The 23841-nt window shown below is 34.8% G+C and carries 24 protein-coding genes; 20 read left to right on the forward strand and 4 right to left on the reverse strand.

The features are described from left to right. The first annotated feature begins 89 nt into the window (after positions 1-89). The 13 genes from ahcY (at position 90) to FA048_RS00145 (ending at position 12463) form a co-directional block, all read left to right on the forward strand. On the forward strand, positions 90-1406 hold the full coding sequence (gene ahcY / locus FA048_RS00085) for an adenosylhomocysteinase (protein ID WP_136837966.1): 1317 nt from the start codon (positions 90-92) through the stop codon (positions 1404-1406). 413 nt (positions 1407-1819) lie between these two features. Further along, the gene (locus tag FA048_RS00090; protein WP_136837967.1) at positions 1820-2155 is read left to right on the forward strand and encodes a DUF6370 family protein; all 336 of its coding nucleotides are present in this window, start codon (positions 1820-1822) and stop codon (positions 2153-2155) included. 227 nt (positions 2156-2382) lie between these two features. Then, positions 2383-3099 carry a pyridoxine 5'-phosphate synthase gene (locus FA048_RS00095; RefSeq protein ID WP_136837968.1) on the forward strand — a complete coding sequence of 239 codons (717 nt, stop codon included), beginning with the start codon at positions 2383-2385 and terminating at the stop codon, positions 3097-3099. A 79-nt stretch (positions 3100-3178) separates the two neighbouring features. Then, a complete protein-coding gene (locus tag FA048_RS00100) occupies positions 3179-4087 on the forward strand; it encodes an EamA family transporter (RefSeq protein ID WP_136837969.1) in 909 nt (302 codons plus the stop codon). 32 nt (positions 4088-4119) lie between these two features. Next, positions 4120-4683 carry a hypothetical protein gene (locus tag FA048_RS00105; RefSeq protein WP_136837970.1) on the forward strand — a complete coding sequence of 188 codons (564 nt, stop codon included), beginning with the start codon at positions 4120-4122 and terminating at the stop codon, positions 4681-4683. A 178-nt stretch (positions 4684-4861) separates the two neighbouring features. After that, on the forward strand, positions 4862-7741 hold the full coding sequence (gcvP, locus tag FA048_RS00110; RefSeq protein WP_136837971.1) for an aminomethyl-transferring glycine dehydrogenase: 2880 nt from the start codon (positions 4862-4864) through the stop codon (positions 7739-7741). Positions 7742-8026: 285 nt separating this feature from the next. Next, positions 8027-9100 (forward strand): serine hydrolase domain-containing protein, encoded by a 1074-nt coding sequence (locus FA048_RS00115; RefSeq protein ID WP_136837972.1) that lies wholly within the window; start codon positions 8027-8029, stop codon positions 9098-9100. A gap of 60 nt (positions 9101-9160) precedes the next feature. Next, positions 9161-9595, forward strand: coding sequence for a DUF1801 domain-containing protein (locus tag FA048_RS00120; RefSeq protein ID WP_136837973.1), 435 nt, complete (start codon positions 9161-9163; stop codon positions 9593-9595). Position 9596: 1 nt separating this feature from the next. Beyond that, the gene (locus FA048_RS00125) at positions 9597-10295 is read left to right on the forward strand and encodes a helix-turn-helix transcriptional regulator (protein WP_136837974.1); all 699 of its coding nucleotides are present in this window, start codon (positions 9597-9599) and stop codon (positions 10293-10295) included. Positions 10296-10369: 74 nt separating this feature from the next. Beyond that, the gene (locus tag FA048_RS00130; RefSeq protein WP_136837975.1) at positions 10370-10792 is read left to right on the forward strand and encodes a VOC family protein; all 423 of its coding nucleotides are present in this window, start codon (positions 10370-10372) and stop codon (positions 10790-10792) included. A 5-nt stretch (positions 10793-10797) separates the two neighbouring features. Further along, entirely contained in the window at positions 10798-11178 is a 381-nt protein-coding gene (locus FA048_RS00135; protein WP_136837976.1) for a YdeI/OmpD-associated family protein, read from the forward strand. Positions 11179-11328: 150 nt separating this feature from the next. Further along, positions 11329-11916: a YceI family protein gene (locus tag FA048_RS00140; protein WP_136837977.1), complete on the forward strand. Its 588-nt coding sequence runs from the start codon at positions 11329-11331 to the stop codon at positions 11914-11916. A 145-nt stretch (positions 11917-12061) separates the two neighbouring features. Further along, complete coding sequence (locus FA048_RS00145; protein ID WP_136837978.1) at positions 12062-12463, forward strand: response regulator; 402 nt, start codon at positions 12062-12064, stop codon at positions 12461-12463. 20 nt (positions 12464-12483) lie between these two features. On the opposite strand, the gene FA048_RS00150 is transcribed toward FA048_RS00145, so the two are convergent. Continuing rightward, on the reverse strand, positions 12484-13248 hold the full coding sequence (locus tag FA048_RS00150; RefSeq protein ID WP_205943429.1) for an MBL fold metallo-hydrolase: 765 nt from the start codon (positions 13246-13248) through the stop codon (positions 12484-12486). A gap of 151 nt (positions 13249-13399) precedes the next feature. Between FA048_RS00150 and recJ the strand changes: the two genes are divergently transcribed. From recJ to FA048_RS00175, 5 genes are all read left to right on the forward strand, one after another. Continuing rightward, positions 13400-15106, forward strand: a complete 1707-nt coding sequence (gene recJ, locus FA048_RS00155) for a single-stranded-DNA-specific exonuclease RecJ (protein ID WP_136837980.1) — start codon at positions 13400-13402, stop codon at positions 15104-15106. A gap of 47 nt (positions 15107-15153) precedes the next feature. Then, complete coding sequence (gene lptB, locus FA048_RS00160) at positions 15154-15888, forward strand: LPS export ABC transporter ATP-binding protein (protein ID WP_136837981.1); 735 nt, start codon at positions 15154-15156, stop codon at positions 15886-15888. A gap of 12 nt (positions 15889-15900) precedes the next feature. Then, positions 15901-17409: a GH3 auxin-responsive promoter family protein gene (locus FA048_RS00165; protein ID WP_136837982.1), complete on the forward strand. Its 1509-nt coding sequence runs from the start codon at positions 15901-15903 to the stop codon at positions 17407-17409. 41 nt (positions 17410-17450) lie between these two features. Continuing rightward, positions 17451-17858 carry a YkvA family protein gene (locus tag FA048_RS00170; protein WP_136837983.1) on the forward strand — a complete coding sequence of 136 codons (408 nt, stop codon included), beginning with the start codon at positions 17451-17453 and terminating at the stop codon, positions 17856-17858. Positions 17859-17922: 64 nt separating this feature from the next. Continuing rightward, entirely contained in the window at positions 17923-18351 is a 429-nt protein-coding gene (locus FA048_RS00175; RefSeq protein WP_136837984.1) for a CBS domain-containing protein, read from the forward strand. A 100-nt stretch (positions 18352-18451) separates the two neighbouring features. On the opposite strand, the gene FA048_RS00180 is transcribed toward FA048_RS00175, so the two are convergent. The 3 genes from FA048_RS00180 to FA048_RS00190 all read right to left on the reverse strand — a co-directional run bounded on the left by FA048_RS00180 (position 18452) and on the right by FA048_RS00190 (position 22160). Continuing rightward, positions 18452-19903: a M20/M25/M40 family metallo-hydrolase gene (locus tag FA048_RS00180; RefSeq protein ID WP_136837985.1), complete on the reverse strand. Its 1452-nt coding sequence runs from the start codon at positions 19901-19903 to the stop codon at positions 18452-18454. A 230-nt stretch (positions 19904-20133) separates the two neighbouring features. Beyond that, positions 20134-21189, reverse strand: a complete 1056-nt coding sequence (locus FA048_RS00185; protein WP_136837986.1) for a TerC/Alx family metal homeostasis membrane protein — start codon at positions 21187-21189, stop codon at positions 20134-20136. Next, on the reverse strand, positions 21189-22160 hold the full coding sequence (locus tag FA048_RS00190) for a polyprenyl synthetase family protein (RefSeq protein WP_136837987.1): 972 nt from the start codon (positions 22158-22160) through the stop codon (positions 21189-21191). The genes FA048_RS00185 and FA048_RS00190 overlap by 1 nt, the downstream gene beginning before the upstream one ends. Positions 22161-22223: 63 nt before the next feature. Here FA048_RS00190 and FA048_RS00195 point away from each other — a divergent pair, with 63 nt between their 5' ends. Continuing rightward, entirely contained in the window at positions 22224-23216 is a 993-nt protein-coding gene (locus tag FA048_RS00195; RefSeq protein WP_136837988.1) for an alpha/beta hydrolase, read from the forward strand. Between the two features lie 39 nt (positions 23217-23255). Further along, positions 23256-23636 carry a PH domain-containing protein gene (locus FA048_RS00200; RefSeq protein ID WP_136837989.1) on the forward strand — a complete coding sequence of 127 codons (381 nt, stop codon included), beginning with the start codon at positions 23256-23258 and terminating at the stop codon, positions 23634-23636. Positions 23637-23841 lie beyond the last annotated feature (205 nt).

Consider the following 23841-nt stretch of genomic DNA (forward strand, 5'->3'; position numbering starts at 1 on the left):
TGTTGGTCGTTTACTTTATGTATAGCGCTCGTCTTTTTGTTATTGATAAGGGAATGCCTTAACTTTGCGGTTCATTAAAAACAAAAAATATGTCATCAGTAGAGACTTCTTATGTTCCTTATAAAGTTAAGGACATTTCACTGGCAGAATGGGGCCGCAAAGAGATTGGATTAGCAGAAGCAGAAATGCCGGGGCTAATGTCGCTTAGAAAAGAATTCGGACCATCTAAACCTTTAGCAGGCGCTCGCATTGCGGGTTGTTTGCACATGACCATTCAGACTGCAGTTCTAATCGAAACCTTGGTAGAACTTGGTGCTGAAGTAACTTGGTCTTCATGTAACATTTTCTCAACTCAAGATCATGCTGCTGCTGCAATTGCTGCTGCAGGTATTCAGGTTTATGCTTGGAAAGGCTTAAACGAAACTGATTTTGATTGGTGTATTGAACAAACTTTACATTTTGGCCCAGATCGTCAACCCCTAAATATGATTTTAGATGATGGCGGCGATTTAACCAATATGGTTTTTGATAAATATCCTGAGCTAATTGCAGCTATCAAAGGTTTGTCTGAAGAAACTACAACTGGTGTTCATCGTTTATATGAAAGAATGAAAAACGGCACATTGCATTTACCTGCAATTAACGTTAACGATTCTGTAACTAAATCTAAATTCGATAATAAATACGGATGTCGTGAATCATTAGTAGACGCAATCCGTCGTGCTACCGATGTAATGATGGCTGGTAAAGTAGCTGTTGTTTGCGGTTATGGCGATGTTGGTAAAGGTTCTGCAGAATCTTTAAGCTCTCAAGGTGTACGTGTAATCGTTACTGAGATCGACCCAATCTGTGCATTACAAGCAGCAATGGAAGGTTATGAAGTAAAACGTTTAGACACCGCAATTAAAGAGGCAGATATCGTTGTTACTACTACAGGTAACTGTGATATCGTTCGCGAAAAACACTTCAGGGCATTAAAAGACAAAGCTATCGTTTGTAACATTGGTCACTTCGATAACGAAATCGATATGGCTTGGTTAAATGGAACGTATGGCGATACCAAAGTTGAGATTAAACCACAGGTTGACAAATATACAATCGACGGTAAAGATGTAATTATCTTAGCCGAAGGCCGTTTGGTTAACTTAGGCTGCGCAACTGGCCACCCAAGTTTTGTAATGAGTAACTCATTTACCAACCAGACTTTGGCCCAGTTAGAACTTTGGACTAACCCAGGTAAATACGAGAACAAAGTTTATGTGTTGCCAAAACACCTAGACGAAAAAGTGGCTCGTTTACACTTAGAAAAAATTGGTGTAGAATTAGACGTTTTAGATCAGCACCAGGCAGATTATATCGGTGTTCCAGTAGAAGGTCCTTTCAAACCAGATACTTATAGATACTAAACCCCAAACCCCTAAAGGGGCTTCAGAGTTACATAAAGCTTAAAGACTAAAGCTGCTTTTATCTTTGGTTTTAAGCTTTCAACTTAAAAGAGATGTGCATTTTGCATGTCTCTTTTTGGTTTTAACCATATAAGAAATGTAAATGCATTTGAGCTTATATGCCTTATATGGTTAATTTATTTAGAAAAAGTTTGTCAGTAGCTCATCGGTTAGTTCAGCCCTGCTTTCCGCTTAAGTCTTTTCGCTTTCAGCTCAAAAGCTATTGCTACAATCAGGTTTATTTTACAAAGAATTGAAGTTCTTTTGAACCTGAAAACCTACATTTGTATTAAAGGTTATCACTCTGAATTTATTTCAGAGTCTATATAAACAGATGCTGAAATAAATTCAGCAAGACGAGCAAATTTACAATTATGAAACACTTACTATTCGCCCTAATTATAACATCTTTCAGCTTTGCTGCAAACGCACAAAGTAACCCAAAACAAGCCACAAAAATTGAAAACAAAACTGTAGAAATTGCTTGTGGCGAATGCAAATTTAAAATGAAAGGTAAGAGTTGTGATTTAGCAATTCGCGTAGATGGAAAATCTTACTTTGTTGATGGAAAAACAGTAGATGATTTTGGTGATGCCCATGATGAAAAACACGGATTTTGCAATGTAATTAGCAAAGCTACTGTAACAGGTGAGATTGTAAACAATCGTTTTAAAGCAAAAACAATTACTTTGTTGCCAGAAAAGAAATAATTAAACGCAGAGAACACTGAGTTTACAATGAGAAGATAGAGCAATCAAGCTTTATCATTTTTATATATACAATTTGTGTGCTTTCCCTGTGATAAAAGTTAATTTCATATTCCAAATGCAAGCAAACTAAATTATAACCTTTGCCTAACTCTCCATTCTCTGCGGTTAAAATCTTCGCTTTGGCCTTTCAGCTTTAGTCTTTCAGCCTAAACTCCTATCTTTGCATCATGACAAAACTATCAGTCAACATCAATAAAATAGCAACTTTGCGTAACAGTCGGGGTGGCAATAACCCTGATTTGGTTAAAGTTGCACTAGATTGTGAGCGTTTTGGTGCACAAGGAATAACAGTACATCCGCGTCCAGACGAAAGACACATTCGTTATCAAGACACCTTTGATTTAAAAGCAGTAATTGCTACAGAATTTAACATTGAAGGCAATTGTAAAGAACAAAAATTCATTGATCTTGTCTTAGCAAACAAACCAGCCCAAGTAACTTTAGTACCTGATATTTTAGGGCAAATCACTTCTAACCATGGCTGGGATACCATTAAAGAGCAATCTTATTTAAAAGACATGGTTTCTCTTTTCCAAGATGCAGGCATTCGTGTTTCTATCTTTGTAGATCCAGTTATCGAAATGGTAGAAGGTGCTTTGGCAACAGGAACAGATAGAATTGAATTATATACCGAGGCTTATGCAAGCTATTACCATAAAAACAAAGAACAGGCAATTGCTCCTTACATTGCAGCTGCAAAAAAGGCCAATGAATTAGGTTTGGGTTTAAATGCTGGTCACGATTTAGACTTGGATAACCTCAAATATTTCGCTCAAAACATTCCGAATCTTTTAGAAGTATCCATCGGCCATGCCTTAATAAGTGATGCATTATACTTCGGATTGGAAAATACCATTCAACTTTATTTAAAACAACTTAATTAGGTTATGAGTTACGGGTTACGAGTTGAAGGCTTAAGCATCATATCCCGTAACCTATAACCCGCAACTTTCAACTCATATTATGCTCAAAGGAATAATCCTTGTACTTTTTGGCGCCTGTAGTTTCGGCATCCTCTCTACTTTCGTAAAACTTGCTTATGCTGATGGGTATTCACTAAGTGATGTAACGGGAACACAAGCCTTTTTCGGTGCTATTTTACTGTGGTTATTTTATTTCATCCAAACCAAAACAGGTAAAAAGGTTTATCCAAAATCAAAAACCCATTGGTTTAAATTATTAGCTGCTGGTACATTTACTGGTTTGGTAAGCATGTTTTACTATCAGTGTGTTAAACTGGTTCCAGCATCTTTGGCAATTATCTTGTTAATGCAATTTGTATGGATCAGTGTATTACTAGAACTATTTCTTTATAAAAAGAAGCCTACAAAAATGCAAATACTCTCCATCTTAATTATTCTAGGCGGAACAGTTTTAGCAAGTGGATTTATGGAAACCAATGCTAATCAAATCAATATTGAAGGTATAGTTTATGGCATGTTAGCCGCTCTTTGTTATGCAATATTCTTAATGCTAAATGGCAAATTAGGTAATGACTATCCTCCGTTAAAAAAGAGTGCTTTAATGATTACCGGCGCATGCATTTTAATCTTTATTTGCCTACCTCCTACTTTTTTAATTAATGGTGCTTTATCTGGCAGTCTATTAAAGTGGGGAATAATTTTAGCTGTTTTTGGCACTTTTATTCCGCCATTATGTTTTGCTTCTGGTATCCCAAAAATAGGTTTAACCTTAAGTTCTATTTTAAGTTCTGCAGAATTGCCTGTTGCAGTAATGATGAGCAGTATAATTTTACACGAAGAAGTAAACTTAATTAGATGGTTAGGCGTTGTTGTTATTATAAGCGCACTAATTCTTCCAAATTTGGAAAATATAAAAAAGGGGAATATCTTTAAAAAGAATAAGGATTAATGCATTCTTATTTAAATCATAAAAATTATACCATGAAAAAATACACCTATATATTAGTCTCTCTATTTATTATTGCTTTTAGCGCATGCAAAAACGTTGCAACTATTAACGAAAGTGAAGCAGGTGAAGTCATTGTAGACTACCTAAAAGGAAATCCTGAATACAAAACAGATAAGTTTCACTTTGGTGAAATGAGATTTAACAGCAAAAAAGACATGCTAGAACTTGAGAAATATAAAACTTTAGCAAATGAAGGATTTATTTCTTTAGCACTACAAGAAGGGAAAAAGAAATTCTTATCAAAAGACAGCAGTTTTGTTTACATCATAAAATTAACTGACAAAGCGAGCGACTTAGTATTGAAACAAGATGATACAAAAGCAACTGTTAAAGTTGTGAATTATGAATTGGCAAGTGAAAAACCAGTAAATTTCTCAAGAGTTAATGATAATAATGCAAAAGTTACGGTTTCATTAAAAAAGGTAAATACTGTGTTTGCACCTTTCCAAAAAGACAACAATGACAATAGCGATTTCATTACCAAAACCTATCGTTTAAAGCTCGATAAGGAAGAAGGCTGGAAAGTTAACAAATAAGCTAAATACAGAAAGCAGAAACTTATTTAACTTTAAGGAAATTTTCTTGCTTAAACTACTAATTACGTAGACTATTGCCATTCTTTTACCATCAAAATATGACGTTTTAGCTAACATTTCATACCAATAAATAGTTGCAGATTTACTACATTTGCGGAATCATTTATTGCTATACTTCATGAGCTTAAACATTCATTACCAAGAAGATTTTCAAGACCGCCATATTGCACCAAACAGTGCAGATACAGCGGCTATGCTACAAACAATTGGCGTAAACTCTATAGATGAACTTATTAAACAAACAGTTCCTCAAAAAATCAGGTTAAAACAGCCTTTAAATCTACCTAAGGCTAAATCTGAGATAGATTACTTAACCAGTTTAAAGCAAACTGCATCATTAAATAAAGTTTACAAATCTTACATTGGCCAAGGTTATTACGACACCTTAACACCTGGTGTAATCTTACGTAATGTAATGGAAAATCCTGGTTGGTATACGCAATACACACCATATCAGGCAGAAATTGCACAAGGTCGCTTACAGGCCTTATTAAATTTCCAAACTATGGTTATCGATTTAACCGGAATGGAGATTGCAAATGCTTCCTTATTAGATGAAGGTACAGCAGCTGCAGAAGCAATGTTCATGCAATTTAGCTTACGTAAAAATCAAAAAGCAACTAAATATTTTGTGTCCGAATTAATCTTCGCACAAACAATTGATATTTTAAAAACTCGTGCTAATCCATTCGGTATTGAATTGGTAATTGGCAATCATGCAGAATTTACCGCAACTGATGAATTTTTCGGTGCAATTGTTCAATATCCAGCAGGTAATGGTGAAGTATTTAATTATACAGATTTCGCAGCCGCTTTGCATACCCAGAACATCAAATTAACTGTAATTGCAGATTTATTAAGTTTAACTTTATTAACTCCTCCTGGAGAATGGGGAGCTGATGTAGTAGTGGGTACAACTCAACGTTTCGGCGTACCAATGGGTTTTGGCGGTCCACATGCAGCTTATTTTGCCACCAAAGATGAGTACAAACGCTCCATTCCAGGTCGTATTATCGGTGTAACTATCGATAGTAATAATAATTATGCTTTACGTATGGCCTTGCAAACTCGCGAGCAACATATTCGTAGAGATAAAGCGACATCAAATATTTGTACTGCACAAGCTTTATTGGCAATTATGGCTGGTTTTTATGCAGTTTATCATGGATCAAAAGGCTTAAAACTAATTGCAGAACGTACCCACGGATTAGCTGTTACTTTAGCAGAATCATTGACTCAAGCCGGATATAACGTTTTAAGTAAATCTTACTTCGATACCATCCAATTAGATTTAGGAGAATTAACTGGTTCTATCCACAAAGAATGTTTAGATAACAATATTAACCTTAATTATAATGGAAATTTGGTTAGCATCGCTTTAGATGAAACCACTACTTTCGAAGATATAAAATTGTTAGTTCGTATCTTCTCTAAAGTTAAGGGTATTGCTGCAGATAGTTTAAACGTTGCAGAAAATGCATCAACAACAATTGCAAAAGAATTGCAACGTACTTCCGAATATTTGTCACACCCTGTTTTCAACACTCATCACTCTGAGCATGAGATGTTGCGTTACATTAAATCCTTAGAAACAAAAGATCTTTCTCTTTGTCATTCTATGATTGCTTTAGGTTCATGTACAATGAAGTTAAATGCAACTAGCGAAATGATCCCTGTTACTTGGCCAGAATTTGGCAAAGTGCACCCTTTTGCACCTGCTGATCAAGTACTAGGTTATTACACTGTTTTTAATGAGTTAGATAAATGGTTAAGCGAAATTACTGGTTTTGCAGCCATGAGCTTACAGCCAAATGCTGGTGCTCAAGGTGAATATGCAGGTTTAATGGTAATCAGGGCTTACCATCAAGATAGAGGAGATCATCACCGTAATATCGCATTAATTCCAGCATCTGCACACGGAACAAATCCAGCATCTGCAGCGATGGCTGGGATGAAAATTGTTGTTGTTAAATCATTAGAAAATGGAAACATTGATGTTGATGATTTAAAAGCTAAAGCTAAAGAGCATGCTGCAAACTTATCTTGTTTAATGGTTACTTATCCTTCAACTCACGGAGTTTTCGAAGAAAGTATCATCGATATCTGTGAAACCATTCATGAAAATGGTGGACAGGTTTACATGGATGGCGCTAACATGAATGCACAAGTTGGTTTAACTAGCCCTGCTAATATTGGTGCAGATGTTTGCCACCTAAATTTACATAAAACCTTCTGTATTCCACATGGTGGAGGTGGTCCTGGAATGGGGCCAATTGGTGTAGCAGCACACTTGGTAAAATATTTACCAGGTCACGCTGTAGTAAATATCAATAACGAAAAGTCTATTCCTGCTGTTTCTTCTGCGCCTTGGGGTTCGGCTTCAATTTTGATCATTTCTCATGCTTACATTGCTATGATGGGTGGTGAAGGTTTAACAGACGCCACTAAATATGCTATTTTAAACGCAAACTACATGAAAGCTCGTTTAGAAGCACATTATCCTGTGTTATATTCTGGTGCTCAAGGTCGTTGTGCACACGAAATGATTTTAGATTGTAGGGGTTTCAAAAACTTCGGTATCGAAGTGGTTGATATTGCTAAACGTTTAATGGATTATGGTTTTCACGCACCAACAGTTTCATTCCCTGTTGCCGGCACTTTAATGGTTGAGCCTACTGAATCTGAGCCTAAACACGAGTTAGATCGTTTCTGCGATGCTTTAATTGCCATTAGACACGAAATTACTGAAGTAGAAAATGGAAGCTTAGATAAAGTAGATAACCCTTTAAAAAATGCTCCTCATACTGCAGCCATAGTTACCGCTAATGAGTGGGAACATGGTTATAGTCGCCAAACTGCGGCATTCCCATTACCTTATGTAGCAGCTTATAAATTCTGGCCATCTGTAGGAAGAGTAAATGATAGCCATGGAGATAGAACATTAATTTGTGCTTGCCCTCCTATTGAAAGTTACATGGAAGAAGAAGCAATCGCATAACCGGTAATCATCGTCATTGCGAGAAGCGCAGCGACGTGGCAATCTCATTCGTTGAGCTCTTAGATTTACGAGATGAAAAACACAAATAGCCCGAACAAATGTTTGGGCTATTTTTTTTGAAAGACAGCTTCAATGCTTCATTTTAACGTTAGTGCTACTGTTCGCTTTACTTGCCATTGCGATGGTTTCGTTTTCGCAACCATTAGGTTTATAAACCAAGAGTATCAACGCAACCGTAACCTCATTTAAAAGTTGTGCGTCTAATGAGCTTAAAACTTATATTAAATGAAAAAAATACTGCTAATTGTAATAAGTGTTTTAATTCTATTTCCAACTACTTATGCTCAAAATTCTGAGGCAAAAACAGATAGCCTAATTTCAAGCGTATTCAAAGACAAGGATGGCCCAGGTGCCGTATTCTTGATTTCAAAAAATGGAAAGCAGATTTACAGGAAAGCTTTTGGGAAAGCTAATCTGGAGTTAGATGTAGCTATGAGCCCCAAAAATGTATTTCAATTGGGCTCTATGACCAAACAATTTACAGCCATAGCCATCTTAATGTTAGAAGAACAAGAGAAATTAGATTTAAAAGACCCCATTTCTAAATATATTCCAGATTATCCCTCTGGCAATAAAATTACAATACACCATTTGTTAACACACACATCTGGAATAAAAGACTTCACTAAAATGAAATCCATCCAACAGATTGCTCAAAAGGATTTATCACCTAAAGAATTGATAGATTTTTTCAAAAATGAACCAGCAGATTTTGCGCCTGGTGAAAAGTTTGACTATAACAATTCAGGGTATATTGTTTTAGGGTACATCTTAGAGTTAATTTCAGGAGAAACTTATGAAAACTACATCAAGAAGAACATCTTTGAAAAAATTGGGATGAATCATTCTCGCTATGCTAGTGATGTGGCAGTTATAAACAATAGGGCCTATGGTTACAACAAGAAAGAATATGGCTATGTGAATAAAAGTAAAATCAGCTTTAGCATTCCGTTTTCATCTGGTTCATTGATGTCTACTGCAGATGATATGTTAAAATGGCAAAATGCATTAAACCATAATTTATTATTGACTGCTAAAACTGCAAAAAAAGCTTTCACTACATATAAACTAAACAATGGTGAAGAATTTACTTATGGATATGGTTGGCACATCAAAGAAATAGATGGAACACCTACAAGAGAACATGGAGGAAGCATATTCGGGTTTAAAACAATGGGAGTTTATATTCCAAGTGAAGATATTTACATAATCGGGTTGAGCAACTGCGATTGTAACTCACCTACTCAACTAATTAGAGATATTGCTGCAGCTACATTGCTAGCATTTAAAAAGAAATAGAACAATATCACAGAATTACTATATTCGTTATAGTTTGGTATTTTATCAACCGATAATTAAATGGCAATTAGACCAATACATCCTGATTTTCTTTTCCTACTAGGACAAAAAGAAAAAAGCCTTATTGAACTTTTTTGTGATTTAAGGGAATTTGTTCTTGAAATAAATCCTAATAGCAATGAATTGCTTTACCACACACATGCATTAACTTCAGTATTTTCAATATCTGAGAAACTTGGTGATGCTTTTTGTATGATCCCAATTTACGCTAACCATTTAAATTTGGGCTTTAATAAAGGAACTTTACTAAAAGATCCTCATCAATTACTTACCGGAACAGGTAATTTAATTAGACACATTCCTGTAAAGCAAAAGAACGATTACAGAAATAAGGAAGTAAAAGCGCTCATTAGTGAAGCCATAAATTTTGTAATTAAGGATATAGAAAAACCAACAAAATCTATTGGCAAAACGATTACTAAGATTAAATCTTAAAATGGAAGGCAACGACACAAAGCGAATCTCACGGTTAACAGCAATCATTACCCAGTTGCAATCTAAACGTTTAATTACATCTACAGCTCTTGCAAAAAAGTTTAATGTAAGTATTAGAACAATCTATCGGGATATTAGAGCATTGGAGCAATCTGGAGTTCCAATTTTAACAGAAGAAGGAAAAGGCTATACTTTAATGGAAGGTTACAGGATACCGCCCATTATGTTTACAGAAACCGAAGCTAATGCTTTAATTACAGCAGAACAATTGGTAATTAAAAATAAGGATACTTCATTTGTGCAAGAGTATATGAAGGCAATAGAAAAAATAAAATCGGTATTACGTCAAAATACAAAAGACAATACAGAATTACTCTCTAATAGAATTGCCATTAGCGAAGGCTACCCTTCTGAAAGTACAAGCAACTACTTATCAAGTTTACAATTAGCTTTAACCAATTTTAATTTAACAAAAATCGAATATCAAAAACCAGATAGTACAGCTACTTCCGAAAGAATAATAGAACCTTTTGCTTTATTAAGCACCCAAGGAAACTGGCTATTAGTTGCCTGGTGTCGTTTACGAAATAGCTTTAGGCTTTTTAGATTGGATCGGATTAAAAAACTTGAAGTCCAAGATGAAAAATTCGAACCACATCCAATTACGTTACAAGAATATTTTAAACTTTCTCAAAACTAAAATCAACCCCTGACATAGGGCTGTCATTTCACTGCTTTACTTTTGTTTAAACAATCACACTAAAGCAAAATAAAATGGAAAAGACACAATTATTAAGAGGTTTAGCTACAATCAGTTTCTATACAAATGATCTAGCTGCTGCAAACAAATGGTACAGTGAATTATTAGGTATCGAACCCTATTTCAACGTACCTGGTTATTCTGAATTTCGCATTGGAGATTACCAACATGAACTTGGAATTATTGATAGCAGATATGCCCCAGAAGGAGCAACGGAAAAACCAGCTGGCGCTATTGCATACTGGCATGTTGATGATTTACAAGGCACACTTGATCAATTAATTGCACAAGGAGCCACATTATATCAACCAATAACAGACCACAGTGGTGGAAAAGGAAACTTTGTAACTGCTTCGGTTGTTGATCCATTTGGCAACTTACTAGGCATAATGACCAACAAACATTATTTAGAAATTTTGGCTCAGAAAAATCTGTAAGAGTTATGGAAACTAAAGATGGGAAACAAGCAGTGTATGCTAAAACAAGAAATGAATGGCGCAAGTGGTTAGCCAAAAATAATCAGACAGCACAATCTGTATGGCTGATCCTTTATCATAAAAAAAGTAAAATAGAAAGTGTAAACCTTAATGAGGCTACTGAAGAGGCTGTCTGTTTTGGGTGGATTGATAGTTTATGCAAAAAAAGAGATGCAGAAAGTTATTATTTAACCTTCACCCCTCGTAAAGCCAAAAGTAAGTGGAGCCAACCAAACCGAGACAGGGCAGAAAGGATGATCAATCTAGGTTTAATGACCGAATATGGTCAAAAACAAATTGACATTGCAAAGGAAAAAGGCACTTGGGAGCCACAAGTTGAGGCTTAAATACATTTGCCTTATTTTTAAATAAAGTCTAAAAAATTTATGTATTTACATTTCTATCCATTAAACCTTTTCAGTTTTTTAAAATCTTAACATAGGATAAGATGGCATCCGCAAAAATTAAATACCTTTACAAAAATTAAAATTATTCAGATGAAATTAAAAATCTCTTCAATCTTATTATTAGCTGTTGTAGCTAGCTTTACATTTTTTGCTTTTGCTCCAAAAGCAGATGTTTACACGGTAGACGTAACTAAATCTACTATTACTTGGGAAGGCAAAAAATTCTCAGGTTCACATAATGGAACAGTATCTCTTACTTCTGGATCTTTAGCTTTTAATGGTAAAAAATTAACCGAAGGTGGTTTTATCGCTAACATGACTACAATTAAAGATGCTGACAAAAATGGTGGTTTAGAAAAACACTTAAAAGCTGATGATTTTTTTGGCGCTGAAAAATTCCCAGCAGCTAATTTTGTTATCAAAAAAGTTACTAATTCTGGTGCTAACGTAAATGTTACAGGAGATTTAACAATTAAAGGTGTTACTCAATCTATCACTTTCCCTGCAACTGTTGTTTGGAATGCTGATCAAACTGTAACCGCAACTGCAGAGAAAATTACAATCGATAGAACAAAATTCGGCATTCAATTCAAGTCTAAATCGGTTTTTTCTAGTCTTGGCGATAACTTTATCTATGACGAATTTACAATCGGTGTAAAATTAGTAGCTAAAAAATAAGTTATATCTTAACCAAAAAAAATTAAAAGCCCTGCTCATTTAAAATGAACAGGGCTTTTGTGTATAAAAACATGTTGATATTTCGAAACTCAATATCTAACTTTAAACGCATAAGAAAACGCTTTCTTTGCAACACACAACAAAAATGCTTGATACTAAAATCAATTTACTAGTTATAGATGATGACGACATTAACATCTTCATTATAAAGAAGATTGTAGAAAAGACGGGTTTTGATATCGAAATGACGTCTAAAAGTAATGGTCAACAAGCTATAGACTTTCTAAAAGATGTCATTGCAAATGATAGACCAATACCACATCTTATTTTAATAGACATTAACATGCCTGTGATGAATGGTTGGGAGTTTGTAGAGGCTTATGCTTCTTTGGCAATTACTCAAAAAGTAGATTTGTATATCCTATCCTCATCAGTTTATGAAAACGATATTGAAAGAACCAAAAGTTACACTAGTGTAAAAGGGTTTATTTCGAAACCACTTTCTATGGAACGTTTAACGGAGTTAATAAAGGATATTAGAATTTAATTAAACTATTCAAGCATTACTTAGCTAATCTTAAATCTATCTTCCTCTATTTCTACAAACGCTTGTGATTTAGATTTTGAATGATAGAATAAGCATTTCCAGTGTTCTGCTGCGGCTTTTTTACCAAACTCATCTCTTAATTCCATTGCTTTACGACCATCAAAATCGTACTTAGCAATAAATTTTCTAATTAGTTCTTCTGGCTCAGGTAAAACATCACCACCAAAAAACACTTTCTCGCCTTCGGTTTCTATTAAAAATACTTGATGAAATGGGCAATGTGCTCCAGTTAATTCATAGCTAATTTCTGATGTTAACTTGCCAGAACCTTCTACCAGTTTAATTTGGGCATTACGTTGTACAAAATCAAAAATATCGGTGTGGTAAGATGATGATGTACTTGAAAATGCAGTCTCCCACTCTCCTCTTTGCATTACATAAGTTGCATCTGGAAAACTCAATTCCATTTTGCCTTTATTGTCGTGAACCATTCCTCCAGAGTGGTCAAAATGTAGATGAGACATGAGTACCATTTCTACATCTTCTGGTTTAAAACCAGCTTTTTTAATGTTTTCGTGTAAATGTAGTTTTCCTTCTTCATTACTATAACCTAAGCCTGTATCAAATAAAACTAAACTATTATTTAGCTTTACTAAAAATGGTTGAACATGAATAAATAAAGAAGCTGGCCTATCTTTTGGGTTATGAATTGCAGGATCAAATGGAATAAATTTCTTGGTAGCATCTACAGAATAAGAACCTTCATGTAACGTGTAAACTTGCAAAGACATAGCTATTTTATGAAAAGAAATTAAATGATATATTTACGAACGAATACCACAAATATATGGAACCTGTATGAACTTACCATGATTTCAACCTTTATAAAAGTTAGTCATACAAGCTCCGTCACAATTAAATAACAACTAAAACTAGATGGAAAAAAGATGGGCGCAGGTTGATCAAGGTGCAAAAGAAATAAGCGAAACACTTGCCCGCGAACTGAATATAGACCAATGTTTAGCCCAAATATTGGTGCAAAGAGGCATCACTAATTTTGAAGATGCCCGTTACTTTTTTAGGCCTACACTTACACAGTTGCATGATCCTTTTTTAATGAAGGACATGGAGCAGGCAATTACAAGAATTACATCGGCACTAGAAAACGAAGAAAAGATATTGGTGTATGGAGATTATGATGTAGATGGAACAACCTCGGTTGCTTTAACATATAGCTTTTTTAGTCAGTTTACAAGGGAAATTGCTTATTACATTCCAGATCGACATAAAGAGGGTTATGGCATTTCTACTGCCGGAATAGACTTTGCAGCAGCGAATGGTTTCACCTTAATTATTGCTTTAGATTGCGGTATTCGTTCTGTTGATAAGATTGCTTATGCCAATACGTTAGGTATAGATTTTATCATTTGCGACCACCACTTACCTGGAGAAATTTTACCAGAGGCCATTGCTGTATTAGATCCCAAAAGAGCAGACTGTGAATATCCTTTTAAAGAATTATCTGGTTGCGGAATTGGCTTTAAATTAGCACAAGCCTATTGTCAAGCTAATGATTTGCCAGATGAAATGTATGAACAATACTTAGATCTATGCATGGTAAGTATTGCAGCTGATATTGTTCCCATAGTTGATGAAAACAGAGTAATGGCTCATTTTGGATTAGTAAAGCTAAATGAAAACCCTTGCTGTGGCCTAAAAGCTTTAATGCAAATTTCTGGTAAAACCGAATCGTATTCTATAACTGATGTTGTTTTTCTTCTAGCACCTCGTATCAATGCAGCCGGGCGAATGGGTGATGCTAAGGATGCAGTAAAAATGCTACTGAGTGATGAGGTTATATTGGCAGATGAGCAAAGCACTTTTATTAACGCTCAAAATACAGAACGCAGGTCTTTCGATCAAAATATCACATTAGAGGCATTAGCTATAATTCAAGAAAGCGAAATATTAGTAAACAGAAAAACTACTGTTGTTTACCAAAAAGATTGGAATAAAGGGGTAATTGGAATTGTAGCCTCCCGTTTAACCGAAACCTATTATAGGCCAACCATAGTACTCACAGAATCTAATGGAAATTATACAGGTTCTGCCCGCTCTGTGGTCGGTTATGATTTATATGAGGCACTGCTTTCATGTAGTGAATTATTAGAACAATTCGGCGGACATAAATATGCTGCCGGCTTAACTATTAAGCCAGAAAATTTAGGCTTATTCTCTGATAAATTTGAAGAAGTAGTTTCTTCAACCATCAGTCCTAACCTTTTAATTCCAGAAATTAAGATTGATTGTGAAATTGAATTGAGCCAAATTGATGCTAAATTTTACAGAATATTAATGCAAATGGCTCCCTTCGGACCACAAAATATGGCTCCAGTATTTGTTAGCAAGGGAGTAACTTTGGTTGGCAATCCGCAAATTGTTGGCACAAATCATTTAAAATTAAGTATAAAACAACAAAATTCAGCTATTTTTGAAAGCATTGCTTTTGGATTGGGTGAATTTGAAAATATATTATTACCAAACAAACCGTTTTCTATTTGTTATACCATTGAAGAAAATGTTTGGAAGGATAAAAAGCGTTTGCAGCTAAATATAAAAGGAATAAAAATTGATAAGGATTAACTTTAGCAACAAATTGTAAATCTAAAACCGTAATTCGTAAATTCTAAATGATTCTAAAAGCCGAAAATCTGGTAAAAAAGTATAAGCAGCGAACTGTTGTTAATGATGTATCTTTTGAGGTAAGTCAAGGAGAAATTGTTGGTTTACTTGGTCCTAATGGAGCTGGTAAAACAACATCATTTTATATGATTGTTGGTTTAATTAAACCAAACCAAGGAACAATTCTTTTAGACGGTGAAGACATTACCAAAAACCCAATGTACCGTAGGGCTCAAAAAGGAATTGGTTATTTAGCACAAGAAGCAAGTGTTTTTAGGAAGCTTACGGTTGAAGACAACATCATGGCCATTCTAGAAATGACTAAGCTAAACAAAGAGGAGCGGCAAGAAAAACTAGAAGAATTGATTAATGAATTTAGCCTACATAAAGTAAGGAAAAATCGTGGAGATTTACTTTCTGGAGGTGAACGTCGTAGAACTGAAATTGCTCGTGCTTTAGCTGCAAACCCAAATTTCATTTTATTAGATGAACCCTTTGCTGGTGTAGACCCAATTGCTGTTGAGGAAATACAAACCATTGTAGCAAAACTGAAGAGGAAAAATATTGGCATCCTAATTACAGATCATAATGTGCAAGAAACTTTATCTATTACAGATAGAGCATATTTACTTTTTGAAGGTAAAATCCTAGAATCTGGCACACCAGAGGTACTTGCAGCAAATGAAATGGTGCGAAAGGTATATTTAGGCTCAAACTTTGTACTGCGTAGGAAAAATTTATAACCCTCGATATAAATGGCAATCGTAAATTCGATTTTTACTTGGTACATGAAAAAGCGCATTCATCAGATTGAGCTATTCATGAAATACCCATTAGATGTTCAAGAAGAATGGTTGCACACCTTAATATCAAGTGCAGAAAATACAGAATGGGGAAAGTTATACGAGTATAAATCCATCCTTACTATTGCCCAATTTAAAGAGCGTGTGCCTATCCAAAATTACGATACGCTTAAACCTTACATCGAGCGGATGCTTAAGGGTGAGCAGAATATTTTATGGCCTTCAGACATTAAATGGTTCGCTAAATCATCCGGTACCACAAGTGATCGAAGTAAATTTATTCCAGTTTCTGAAGAAGCACTAGAAGAGTGTCATTTTAAGGGCGGTAAGGATATGATTTCTATCTACTGTAATAATCGTCCAGACACACAAATGTTTACGGGTAAAGGCTTAGTTTTAGGCGGTAGCCATCAAATTAACCAACTATGTGAAGATATCCATTATGGGGATCTGTCTGCTGTGCTGATTAAAAACCTGCCTATGTGGGCCGAATATTATAGAACTCCAGATATTTCTATCGCATTAATGGATAATTACGAAGAAAAAATGGATAAAATGGCTGAAGCTACCATTAAAGAAAACGTAACCAACATATCTGGCGTACCTACATGGACTATTGTATTGGCTAAAAAAGTACTCGAAATTACAGGTAAGAAGAACCTATTGGAGGTTTGGCCTAACTTAGAATTGTATTTTCATGGAGCCGTAAACTTTGCGCCATATCGTGAGCATTTTAAAGAGCTGATCCCATCAGACCAAATGTATTATTTAGAAACTTACAATGCATCTGAAGGATTCTTTGGTATTCAAGACCAAGATCAGTCTGAAGAGTTATTGTTGATGTTAGATTATGGCATTTTCTATGAATTTTTACCAATTGAAAATTTAGAGGATGAAAACCCAAAAACATTAACATTAGAGCAAGTTCAACTTCATAAAAACTACGCTATCATTATTTCTACTAATGCAGGTTTATGGAGATATATGATTGGAGACACCATTCAATTTACTTCTCTCTCTCCTTTTAGAATAAAAATTACAGGCCGTACAAAACATTTCATCAATGCATTTGGTGAAGAATTAATTATAGACAACGCAGAAAATGCTTTAATTAAAGCTTGTGGTGTAACCGAAGCTAAAATAAAGGACTATACCGCTTGCCCTATTTATTTTAAAGGGGAAGAAGCTGGTGGCCACGAATGGATTATAGAGTTTGAGAAACAACCTATTAATTTTGAGCAATTTGTTGATGTCCTAGATCAAACTTTACGTGAAGTAAATTCAGATTATGATGCCAAACGATTTAAGGATATGGCACTTCGTAGACCAAAAGTTCACAATGCACCAACCAACACTTTTTACAATTGGTTAAAGGCACGTGGCAAATTGGGCGGACAACATAAGGTTCCACGTTTAGCTAACGATAGGCAATACGTTGATGAAATATTAGAATTGCTTTAATTAGGTACGTTTATTGATAGCTATTAGTAAATCTACAAGCTATGAATTTCAACAAACTAAAATCAAGCTATACCGCTTTTAGCAAAATTGCCAGTGTGCTATTAAAAGACAAAAAAGCGACCTTAAATAAGGTTCAAGAGGGATTAAAAAAAGCCACAGAAAATAAAGGCTCACTAAGCAATGTATGGGATCAGTTACAACTGCTCTTTTCCCTGTCTAAAGATTACACTAATGGAACTTACACCTCTATTCCAAAAAGCTCAATAATTGCAATTTTAGCCGCTTTGCTCTATTTCATTTCTCCATTAGATATCATTCCAGATTTTCTTGTTGGATTGGGGTTTGTTGATGATGCGTTTATTTTAGGCTTGGTATATAAACAGGTTATTAAAGAATTAGACAAATATCAAGTTTGGAAAGATGGACAGAAAAAGATAATCCATATTTAGTTGTGTAGCTATTTGGATTTACTATTATTTTCAGTAAATTTAAGTAGCTAATAAACAACCGTATATGAAAACAGTTCAACAAATCCTTAACACAAAACCTGTTCAAATTTTTAGTGTTACCGCAAGTACTTCAGTTTTGGATGCGCTAAAACTAATGACTGAAAAAAACATTAGTGCGTTACTAATTATGGAAGAAGAACAATTGCTTGGTATTTTTACTGAGCGAGATTATGCTCGTAAAATTGTTTTATATGGTAAAGCTTCAAAAGATACACCAATAAGCGAAGCGATGACTGCCAATCCAATTACTGTTAGCCCATCCGACAGCATTGATCTTTGCATGGAAATTATGACGGAAAAACACATTAGACATTTACCTGTTTTAGCAGACAATAAAACTGCTGGAATGGTTTCTATTGGTGATGTAGTTAAATTTATCATCGCCGACCAGAAACAGACAATATCGCAGTTAGAAAACTATATTAACAGTTAATGCAGTTCAGATGTTAAAAGGTTAAGCATAACTCTACTCTAAGCTAACTATTGTTTTTCGTTGGAAGTTACCCCTAATGAACCAATGGCTAATGAACTAACTAATCCTTCCACCTCCATTCGCCTGCAATTTTTAAAGGTTCTTTTAAATTTTGTGCTCTTAAAAAAGCTTCTAAATCAACTTCATTTTGTTTGGTGACTGGGATTATTGGTGTGTTAGCCAAAGCATATGCCTGCATTGCAGAGAAACGAACCGTATTTTTTAACCCTTGCTCATCCACTAATTTAAACGAATCTCCATCCGAATGATAATAAGGGCCAGAGTTATTGGGTAATCTACCACCAGCACCGCCACCTGTTGTAATACCTTCTAGCATAAATGGTTGGTGATCGCTATGCAGACCTGCTCCTGCCTGAAATAAATTTTTATATCCAGTATCAATCTTTACAATCTCCGCTCCCCAGCCTTTAAGCAATGGTTCCATTTCTTTTCTTGTTGTAGAAAAACCTTTTGGATCGTTAGTCATATCATAATTTAGCATATACACTATCTGATCAATAGTCTTGTCTTTTTTAGCTTTTGCAACGTAAGCTTTAGAACCTAATAAACCTTGCTCCTCGCCCATAAACAATACAAACTCTAATGTTCTTTTAGTGGTTAAGTTTAACTTTTTAAAAGTACGAGCCATATCTAAAATCGCAAAGGAACCAATTCCATTATCAATTGCACCTGTTGCTAAATCCCAACTATCTAGGTGACCCCCAACTACAATTTTTTCTTTAGGAAATGCTGTTCCCTTAAAAGTGGCAATAACATTTCGAGCCTTAATTAAACCAGAAAAGTTAGTCATTTCAATAGAAGCAATCTGATTACCAGCTTTCAATTTTTCTTTCAATGCCATTCCATTTTCTAAGCCGATACAAACTGCAGGAATAGGGATTAATTTCCCCGTAACAGAAGCAGTTCCAGTTAATAAAACTCCGTCTTTTACTGTATTGATAATCATTACACCAATAGCGCCATATTTGGTTGCGATTGCCGTTTTCTCAGAGCGATGTAATGAACGTGTTCCTTGTGGCGAGCCTGGTAAAACACCTAAGTATATTAAAGCTATTTTTCCTTTTACTTTATCGCCTAATGATTGATAGTCTGTTTCTAAACCATTCCCTGCATCAATAATAGCTGCAGTTACTTTTGCCGAAACTGGAGAATGAGCTAGCGTTACCGCTTTCATAGGCGCCAAATCATTTGTTGAACCTCCAACCTTCACTGCAAGTGTCTTTCTATCCCAACTTTCTACTTCAAATGGTTGATATTTCACCTCGCAACCATAAGATTTTAACAAATTATAGGCATATTCTTCTGCCTTTGCTCCATTAATAGAACCAGTTAAACGGTGTCCAATGGTTTCGGAAGCATTTTTTAATGTGCTATAAGCTTTAGAATTCGCTTGTACTTCAGTATTAATCTGATTAAAAACAGAACCAAAATTGTCTTGTGCACTTACGCTTAGGCCCATGCTAACAAGTGCCAGAAGAAAGAAATTTTTCATCAATATTATTTTTTGATGAAAATAGTATTTTTTGATTGCAATGGAGATTAACTACTTGAATTTTTACAATCGCGGGTGCCGTCATTTCAAACCGCAGGGAGAAATCTCTAAGTTACTTGGGTACAAACACACATTAATCCTTGATTAGAGATAGTGGCCATAGGCTATGGATATTTCGTCGCTGCGCTCTGTCGATAAGACGTGTTCCTCAAACTAGTCCAAACATTGAACTACTTAACAACATGCACTTTCTTTTTAGGAAATACCAGTGAGGCTACAATACTAGCTGTAAGAATAAAAAGTATAATCAATAAGGAATGCTCGGTAGTAAAACCCCACATTTCTAAGTAATGATGTGCTAACATTTTAACACCAATAAAAGTTAGCAAAAATGCCAATCCTGTTTTCAGGTAATGAAATTTATGAATGATATTTATCAACAAGAAGAACATCGATCTTAAGCCCATAATTGCAAAGATGTTAGAGAAAAATACAATATATGCATCTTTAGTAACGGCAAAAATTGCAGGAATTGAATCTACAGCAAAAATTAGGTCAGTAAATTCTACAATTAACAATACTAAAAACAATGGGGTAAGTAAGCGTTTGCCGTTTATTTTGTGAAAGAAGTTATTCCCTTCATATCTAGGATGAATAGCAAAAAATCTTGATGCAAATTTAACTACAGGATGTTTTTCAGTATCAATCTTATCATCTTCATCCTTCGAGAAAAACATCTTCACACCAGTAAAAACCAAGAATGCTCCAAAAACATACAAAATCCAAGAAAATTCGTTTATTAGTGCAGCTCCGGCAAAAATAAAGATAAAGCGCATAATAATAGCACCTAAAATACCCCAGAACAAAACTCTATGGTAATACTTTTCTGGCACAGCAAAGGCAGAAAAAATCAATACAATTACAAAGATATTATCTACTGAAAGTGCATATTCAATTACATATCCTGTTAAAAATTCAATCCCTAAGTTTTGGTTGTAAATTTTTAAACTCTCTTCAAAATTTCCAGGTATTAAAGTAATTTGATGCTTATGTGCAGCTACAACTTCTTGCAGTTTTGTATAATCTCGAATGCCATGCAGCTCTTGTCCTTCCAATATTAACAAGAAGTAAAAACCAAGTGCAAGCATTACCATAATAAAACTCATGATACCGGCCTGCTTAAGGCTAATTACGTGGTCTTTCTTACTAAATAGGCCTAAATCTAATGCTAAAATAAGCACAATAAAAACCAAGAAGCCACCAATAAATAAGAGTTCGTTTGACATTATTTTTTACGTTCTGTAGTGTATCTAACCAATTGTTCTAAACCTGTTCTAGCATCGCTTTCTTCAAATTGATATAAAATATCGAAAGCTTGTTTTTGGTATTCCTCCATTTTTTCATTTGCATAATGAACACCATTTTTGCTATTTACAAAATCTATAATTTCCTGTATTTTTTTAGGATCGTCTTGGTGGTTTTTAACTAAATTAATTATTCTTTTTCTTTCTGGTTTTTCGGCTCTGTTTAAAGCATAAATTAAAGGTAGTGTAACTTTTTTCTCCTTAATATCTATGCCTAATGGTTTGCCAACATCATCAGTTCCAAAATCAAAAGTATCATCTTTAATCTGAAAAGCTATTCCAACTTTCTCTCCAAATAATCGCATCTTCTCTACAGTTTCTTCATCAGCACCTGCCGATGCAGCACCGCAAGCACAACAAGAAGCAATTAGCGAAGCTGTTTTTTGTCGAATGACCTCAAAGTACAGTTCTTCACTAATATCCATCCTTCTTACTTTTTCTATCTGTAAAAGCTCTCCTTCACTCATTTGTTGCACAGCAGTAGATACTATCTTTAACAAAGCAAACTCGCTGTTGTTTACAGATAATAATAGGCCTTTTGCCAGTAAGTAATCACCAACTAAAACTGCTATTTTATTCTTCCACAGCGCGTTAATAGAAAAGAAGCCTCTACGTTCATAAGCGTTATCAACCACATCATCATGCACTAAAGTTGCAGTATGTAAGAGCTCTACTAATGCAGCTCCTCGATGTGTTGCTTCGATAATCCCACCACACAGTTTTGCAGCAAAAAACACGAACATTGGTCGCATTTGTTTACCTTTTCTTTTAACTATATAATGAGTTATACGATTAAGTAAGGGTACATCACTATGCATAGAATCTTTGAACTTTGCTTCAAATGCATCTATTTCTGCGGCAATGGGTAGTTTTATCTGATTTATTCCGGGCATTCAGCTAAAAAATGTGTTTGCAAACTTACTTATTAAAAGCGTATTTTTAATCAAATTAATAACGTGAAAATATTCTTATACATTCTACTTGCGCTAGTTATCGTTTTGGCGATTGTTTATTTTATTGGGCCAAAGCCAGCAAAGCCATCTTATTCAAAAGGTCTTCCAGTGGTACCAGAATTGCCAGTTTTACCATCATATGTAATCTCACAAGAAGCAAAATATAAAATAAAGCCAGGTAATGATGCCGAAATTGTATGGGCTGATAGCGGAAAAATTGTTCAAACTGAATATGCAATAGTCTATTTACATGGCTTTTCGGCATCGAAAGAAGAAGGAAATCCTGCATATCATTATTTAGCAAAAGCTTTACATGCAAATATGTATTTGGCTCGTTTAGCAGATCACGGAATAGACACTATTGCACCTATGCAATATTTTACTGCCGAAAGACTTTGGGAAACTGCAAAAGAAGCTTATGTAATAGGCAAAAAATTAGGTGAAAAAGTAATAATTGTAGGTACCTCAACAGGTGGTACATTGGCCTTACAACTTGCAGCAACTTATCCAGAAATAAATAGCCTGGTTTTAATGTCGCCTAATATTGCCATAAATGATAAAAATGCTTGGCTTTTAAATGATCCTTGGGGCTTACAAATTGCTCGTAAAGTTGTTGGATCGGATGAACGTAAAGTAGATGGAAGAACCATAGCGTATAAAAAATTCTGGTATACCAATTATCGTTTAGAATCTCTTGTAGAGTTAGAAGAATTATTAGAAAGTACTATGACTCCTGAACTTTTCGCGAAAGTGAAACAACCAGTTTTAATGTTATACTATTACAAAAGTGAAACAGAGCAAGATCCAGTTGTAAAAGTAGATGCAATGTTAAAAATGTTCAATGAATTAGGAACTCCTTCTTCATTAAAACAAAAAATAGCCTTGCCCAATACCGGCAATCATGTTATCGGATCAGCAATTACCTCCAAAGATATTTTAGGGGTTGAGCATGCGATGGATGGATTTATAGCTGAAAGACTAAAAGAGAAAGACTAAAGACAAAACAGACTACTAGTTAAAAAAATCAAATAGAATATGGGATTATTTTCATCGTTAATGGGCAATGCAGGAGCAGTTAGCCAAGAAGACTTAAAAAAGAACTATGGTCAGTTGCTAATAGATGGCGAAGAAATTGAGCTTGGATTTAAATTAATTAGAGACACTTTTATATTTACAAATAAGCGCTTAATTCTGATAGATGTACAGGGTTTAACAGGAAGTAAAACAGAATATTTATCTGTTGCTTATAAAAGCATTTCAAAATTTAGCGTAGAAACTGCTGGGACTTTCGATTTAGAGGCCGAATTGAAAATATGGATTTCAAGCGAAACTATACCAAGTATTAAAAAGAAATTTAACAAATCCGTTAATGTGTATGAGGTGCAAAATGTATTGGCACACCATGTTTTGGGATAAATATTATCGTCTATTAGTTAGACAAAAATAACATCATTACTTAGCGTTCTTTGTCTCTTTGCGGTTATAAAAAAGCTTTTTGAAAAGGGAAGCCAGCATTTTAAGCCGCAGGATAGTCCCGCCATACACTGCAATTCCCGATAAAGAATCGGGAGATTTTCGTTACTGTCGGGTTTAGAGAACAATGGAAGAAGCCAGAACTGTT

Source organism: Pedobacter polaris (assembly GCF_005116505.1).
In the GTDB taxonomy this organism is placed as follows: Bacteria; Bacteroidota; Bacteroidia; order Sphingobacteriales; family Sphingobacteriaceae; genus Pedobacter; species Pedobacter polaris.

Coding starts and splice junctions, on each gene's coding strand:
- ahcY (WP_136837966.1), top strand. CDS start 90: ATGTCATCAGTAGAGACTTCTTATGTTCCTTATAAAGTTAAGGACATT.
- FA048_RS00090 (WP_136837967.1), top strand. CDS start 1,820: ATGAAACACTTACTATTCGCCCTAATTATAACATCTTTCAGCTTTGCT.
- FA048_RS00095 (WP_136837968.1), top strand. CDS start 2,383: ATGACAAAACTATCAGTCAACATCAATAAAATAGCAACTTTGCGTAAC.
- FA048_RS00100 (WP_136837969.1), top strand. CDS start 3,179: ATGCTCAAAGGAATAATCCTTGTACTTTTTGGCGCCTGTAGTTTCGGC.
- FA048_RS00105 (WP_136837970.1), top strand. CDS start 4,120: ATGAAAAAATACACCTATATATTAGTCTCTCTATTTATTATTGCTTTT.
- gcvP (WP_136837971.1), top strand. CDS start 4,862: ATGAGCTTAAACATTCATTACCAAGAAGATTTTCAAGACCGCCATATT.
- FA048_RS00115 (WP_136837972.1), top strand. CDS start 8,027: ATGAAAAAAATACTGCTAATTGTAATAAGTGTTTTAATTCTATTTCCA.
- FA048_RS00120 (WP_136837973.1), top strand. CDS start 9,161: ATGGCAATTAGACCAATACATCCTGATTTTCTTTTCCTACTAGGACAA.
- FA048_RS00125 (WP_136837974.1), top strand. CDS start 9,597: ATGGAAGGCAACGACACAAAGCGAATCTCACGGTTAACAGCAATCATT.
- FA048_RS00130 (WP_136837975.1), top strand. CDS start 10,370: ATGGAAAAGACACAATTATTAAGAGGTTTAGCTACAATCAGTTTCTAT.
- FA048_RS00135 (WP_136837976.1), top strand. CDS start 10,798: ATGGAAACTAAAGATGGGAAACAAGCAGTGTATGCTAAAACAAGAAAT.
- FA048_RS00140 (WP_136837977.1), top strand. CDS start 11,329: ATGAAATTAAAAATCTCTTCAATCTTATTATTAGCTGTTGTAGCTAGC.
- FA048_RS00145 (WP_136837978.1), top strand. CDS start 12,062: ATGCTTGATACTAAAATCAATTTACTAGTTATAGATGATGACGACATT.
- recJ (WP_136837980.1), top strand. CDS start 13,400: ATGGAAAAAAGATGGGCGCAGGTTGATCAAGGTGCAAAAGAAATAAGC.
- lptB (WP_136837981.1), top strand. CDS start 15,154: ATGATTCTAAAAGCCGAAAATCTGGTAAAAAAGTATAAGCAGCGAACT.
- FA048_RS00165 (WP_136837982.1), top strand. CDS start 15,901: ATGGCAATCGTAAATTCGATTTTTACTTGGTACATGAAAAAGCGCATT.
- FA048_RS00170 (WP_136837983.1), top strand. CDS start 17,451: ATGAATTTCAACAAACTAAAATCAAGCTATACCGCTTTTAGCAAAATT.
- FA048_RS00175 (WP_136837984.1), top strand. CDS start 17,923: ATGAAAACAGTTCAACAAATCCTTAACACAAAACCTGTTCAAATTTTT.
- FA048_RS00180 (WP_136837985.1), bottom strand. CDS start 19,903: ATGAAAAATTTCTTTCTTCTGGCACTTGTTAGCATGGGCCTAAGCGTA.
- FA048_RS00185 (WP_136837986.1), bottom strand. CDS start 21,189: ATGTCAAACGAACTCTTATTTATTGGTGGCTTCTTGGTTTTTATTGTG.
- FA048_RS00190 (WP_136837987.1), bottom strand. CDS start 22,160: ATGCCCGGAATAAATCAGATAAAACTACCCATTGCCGCAGAAATAGAT.
- FA048_RS00200 (WP_136837989.1), top strand. CDS start 23,256: ATGGGATTATTTTCATCGTTAATGGGCAATGCAGGAGCAGTTAGCCAA.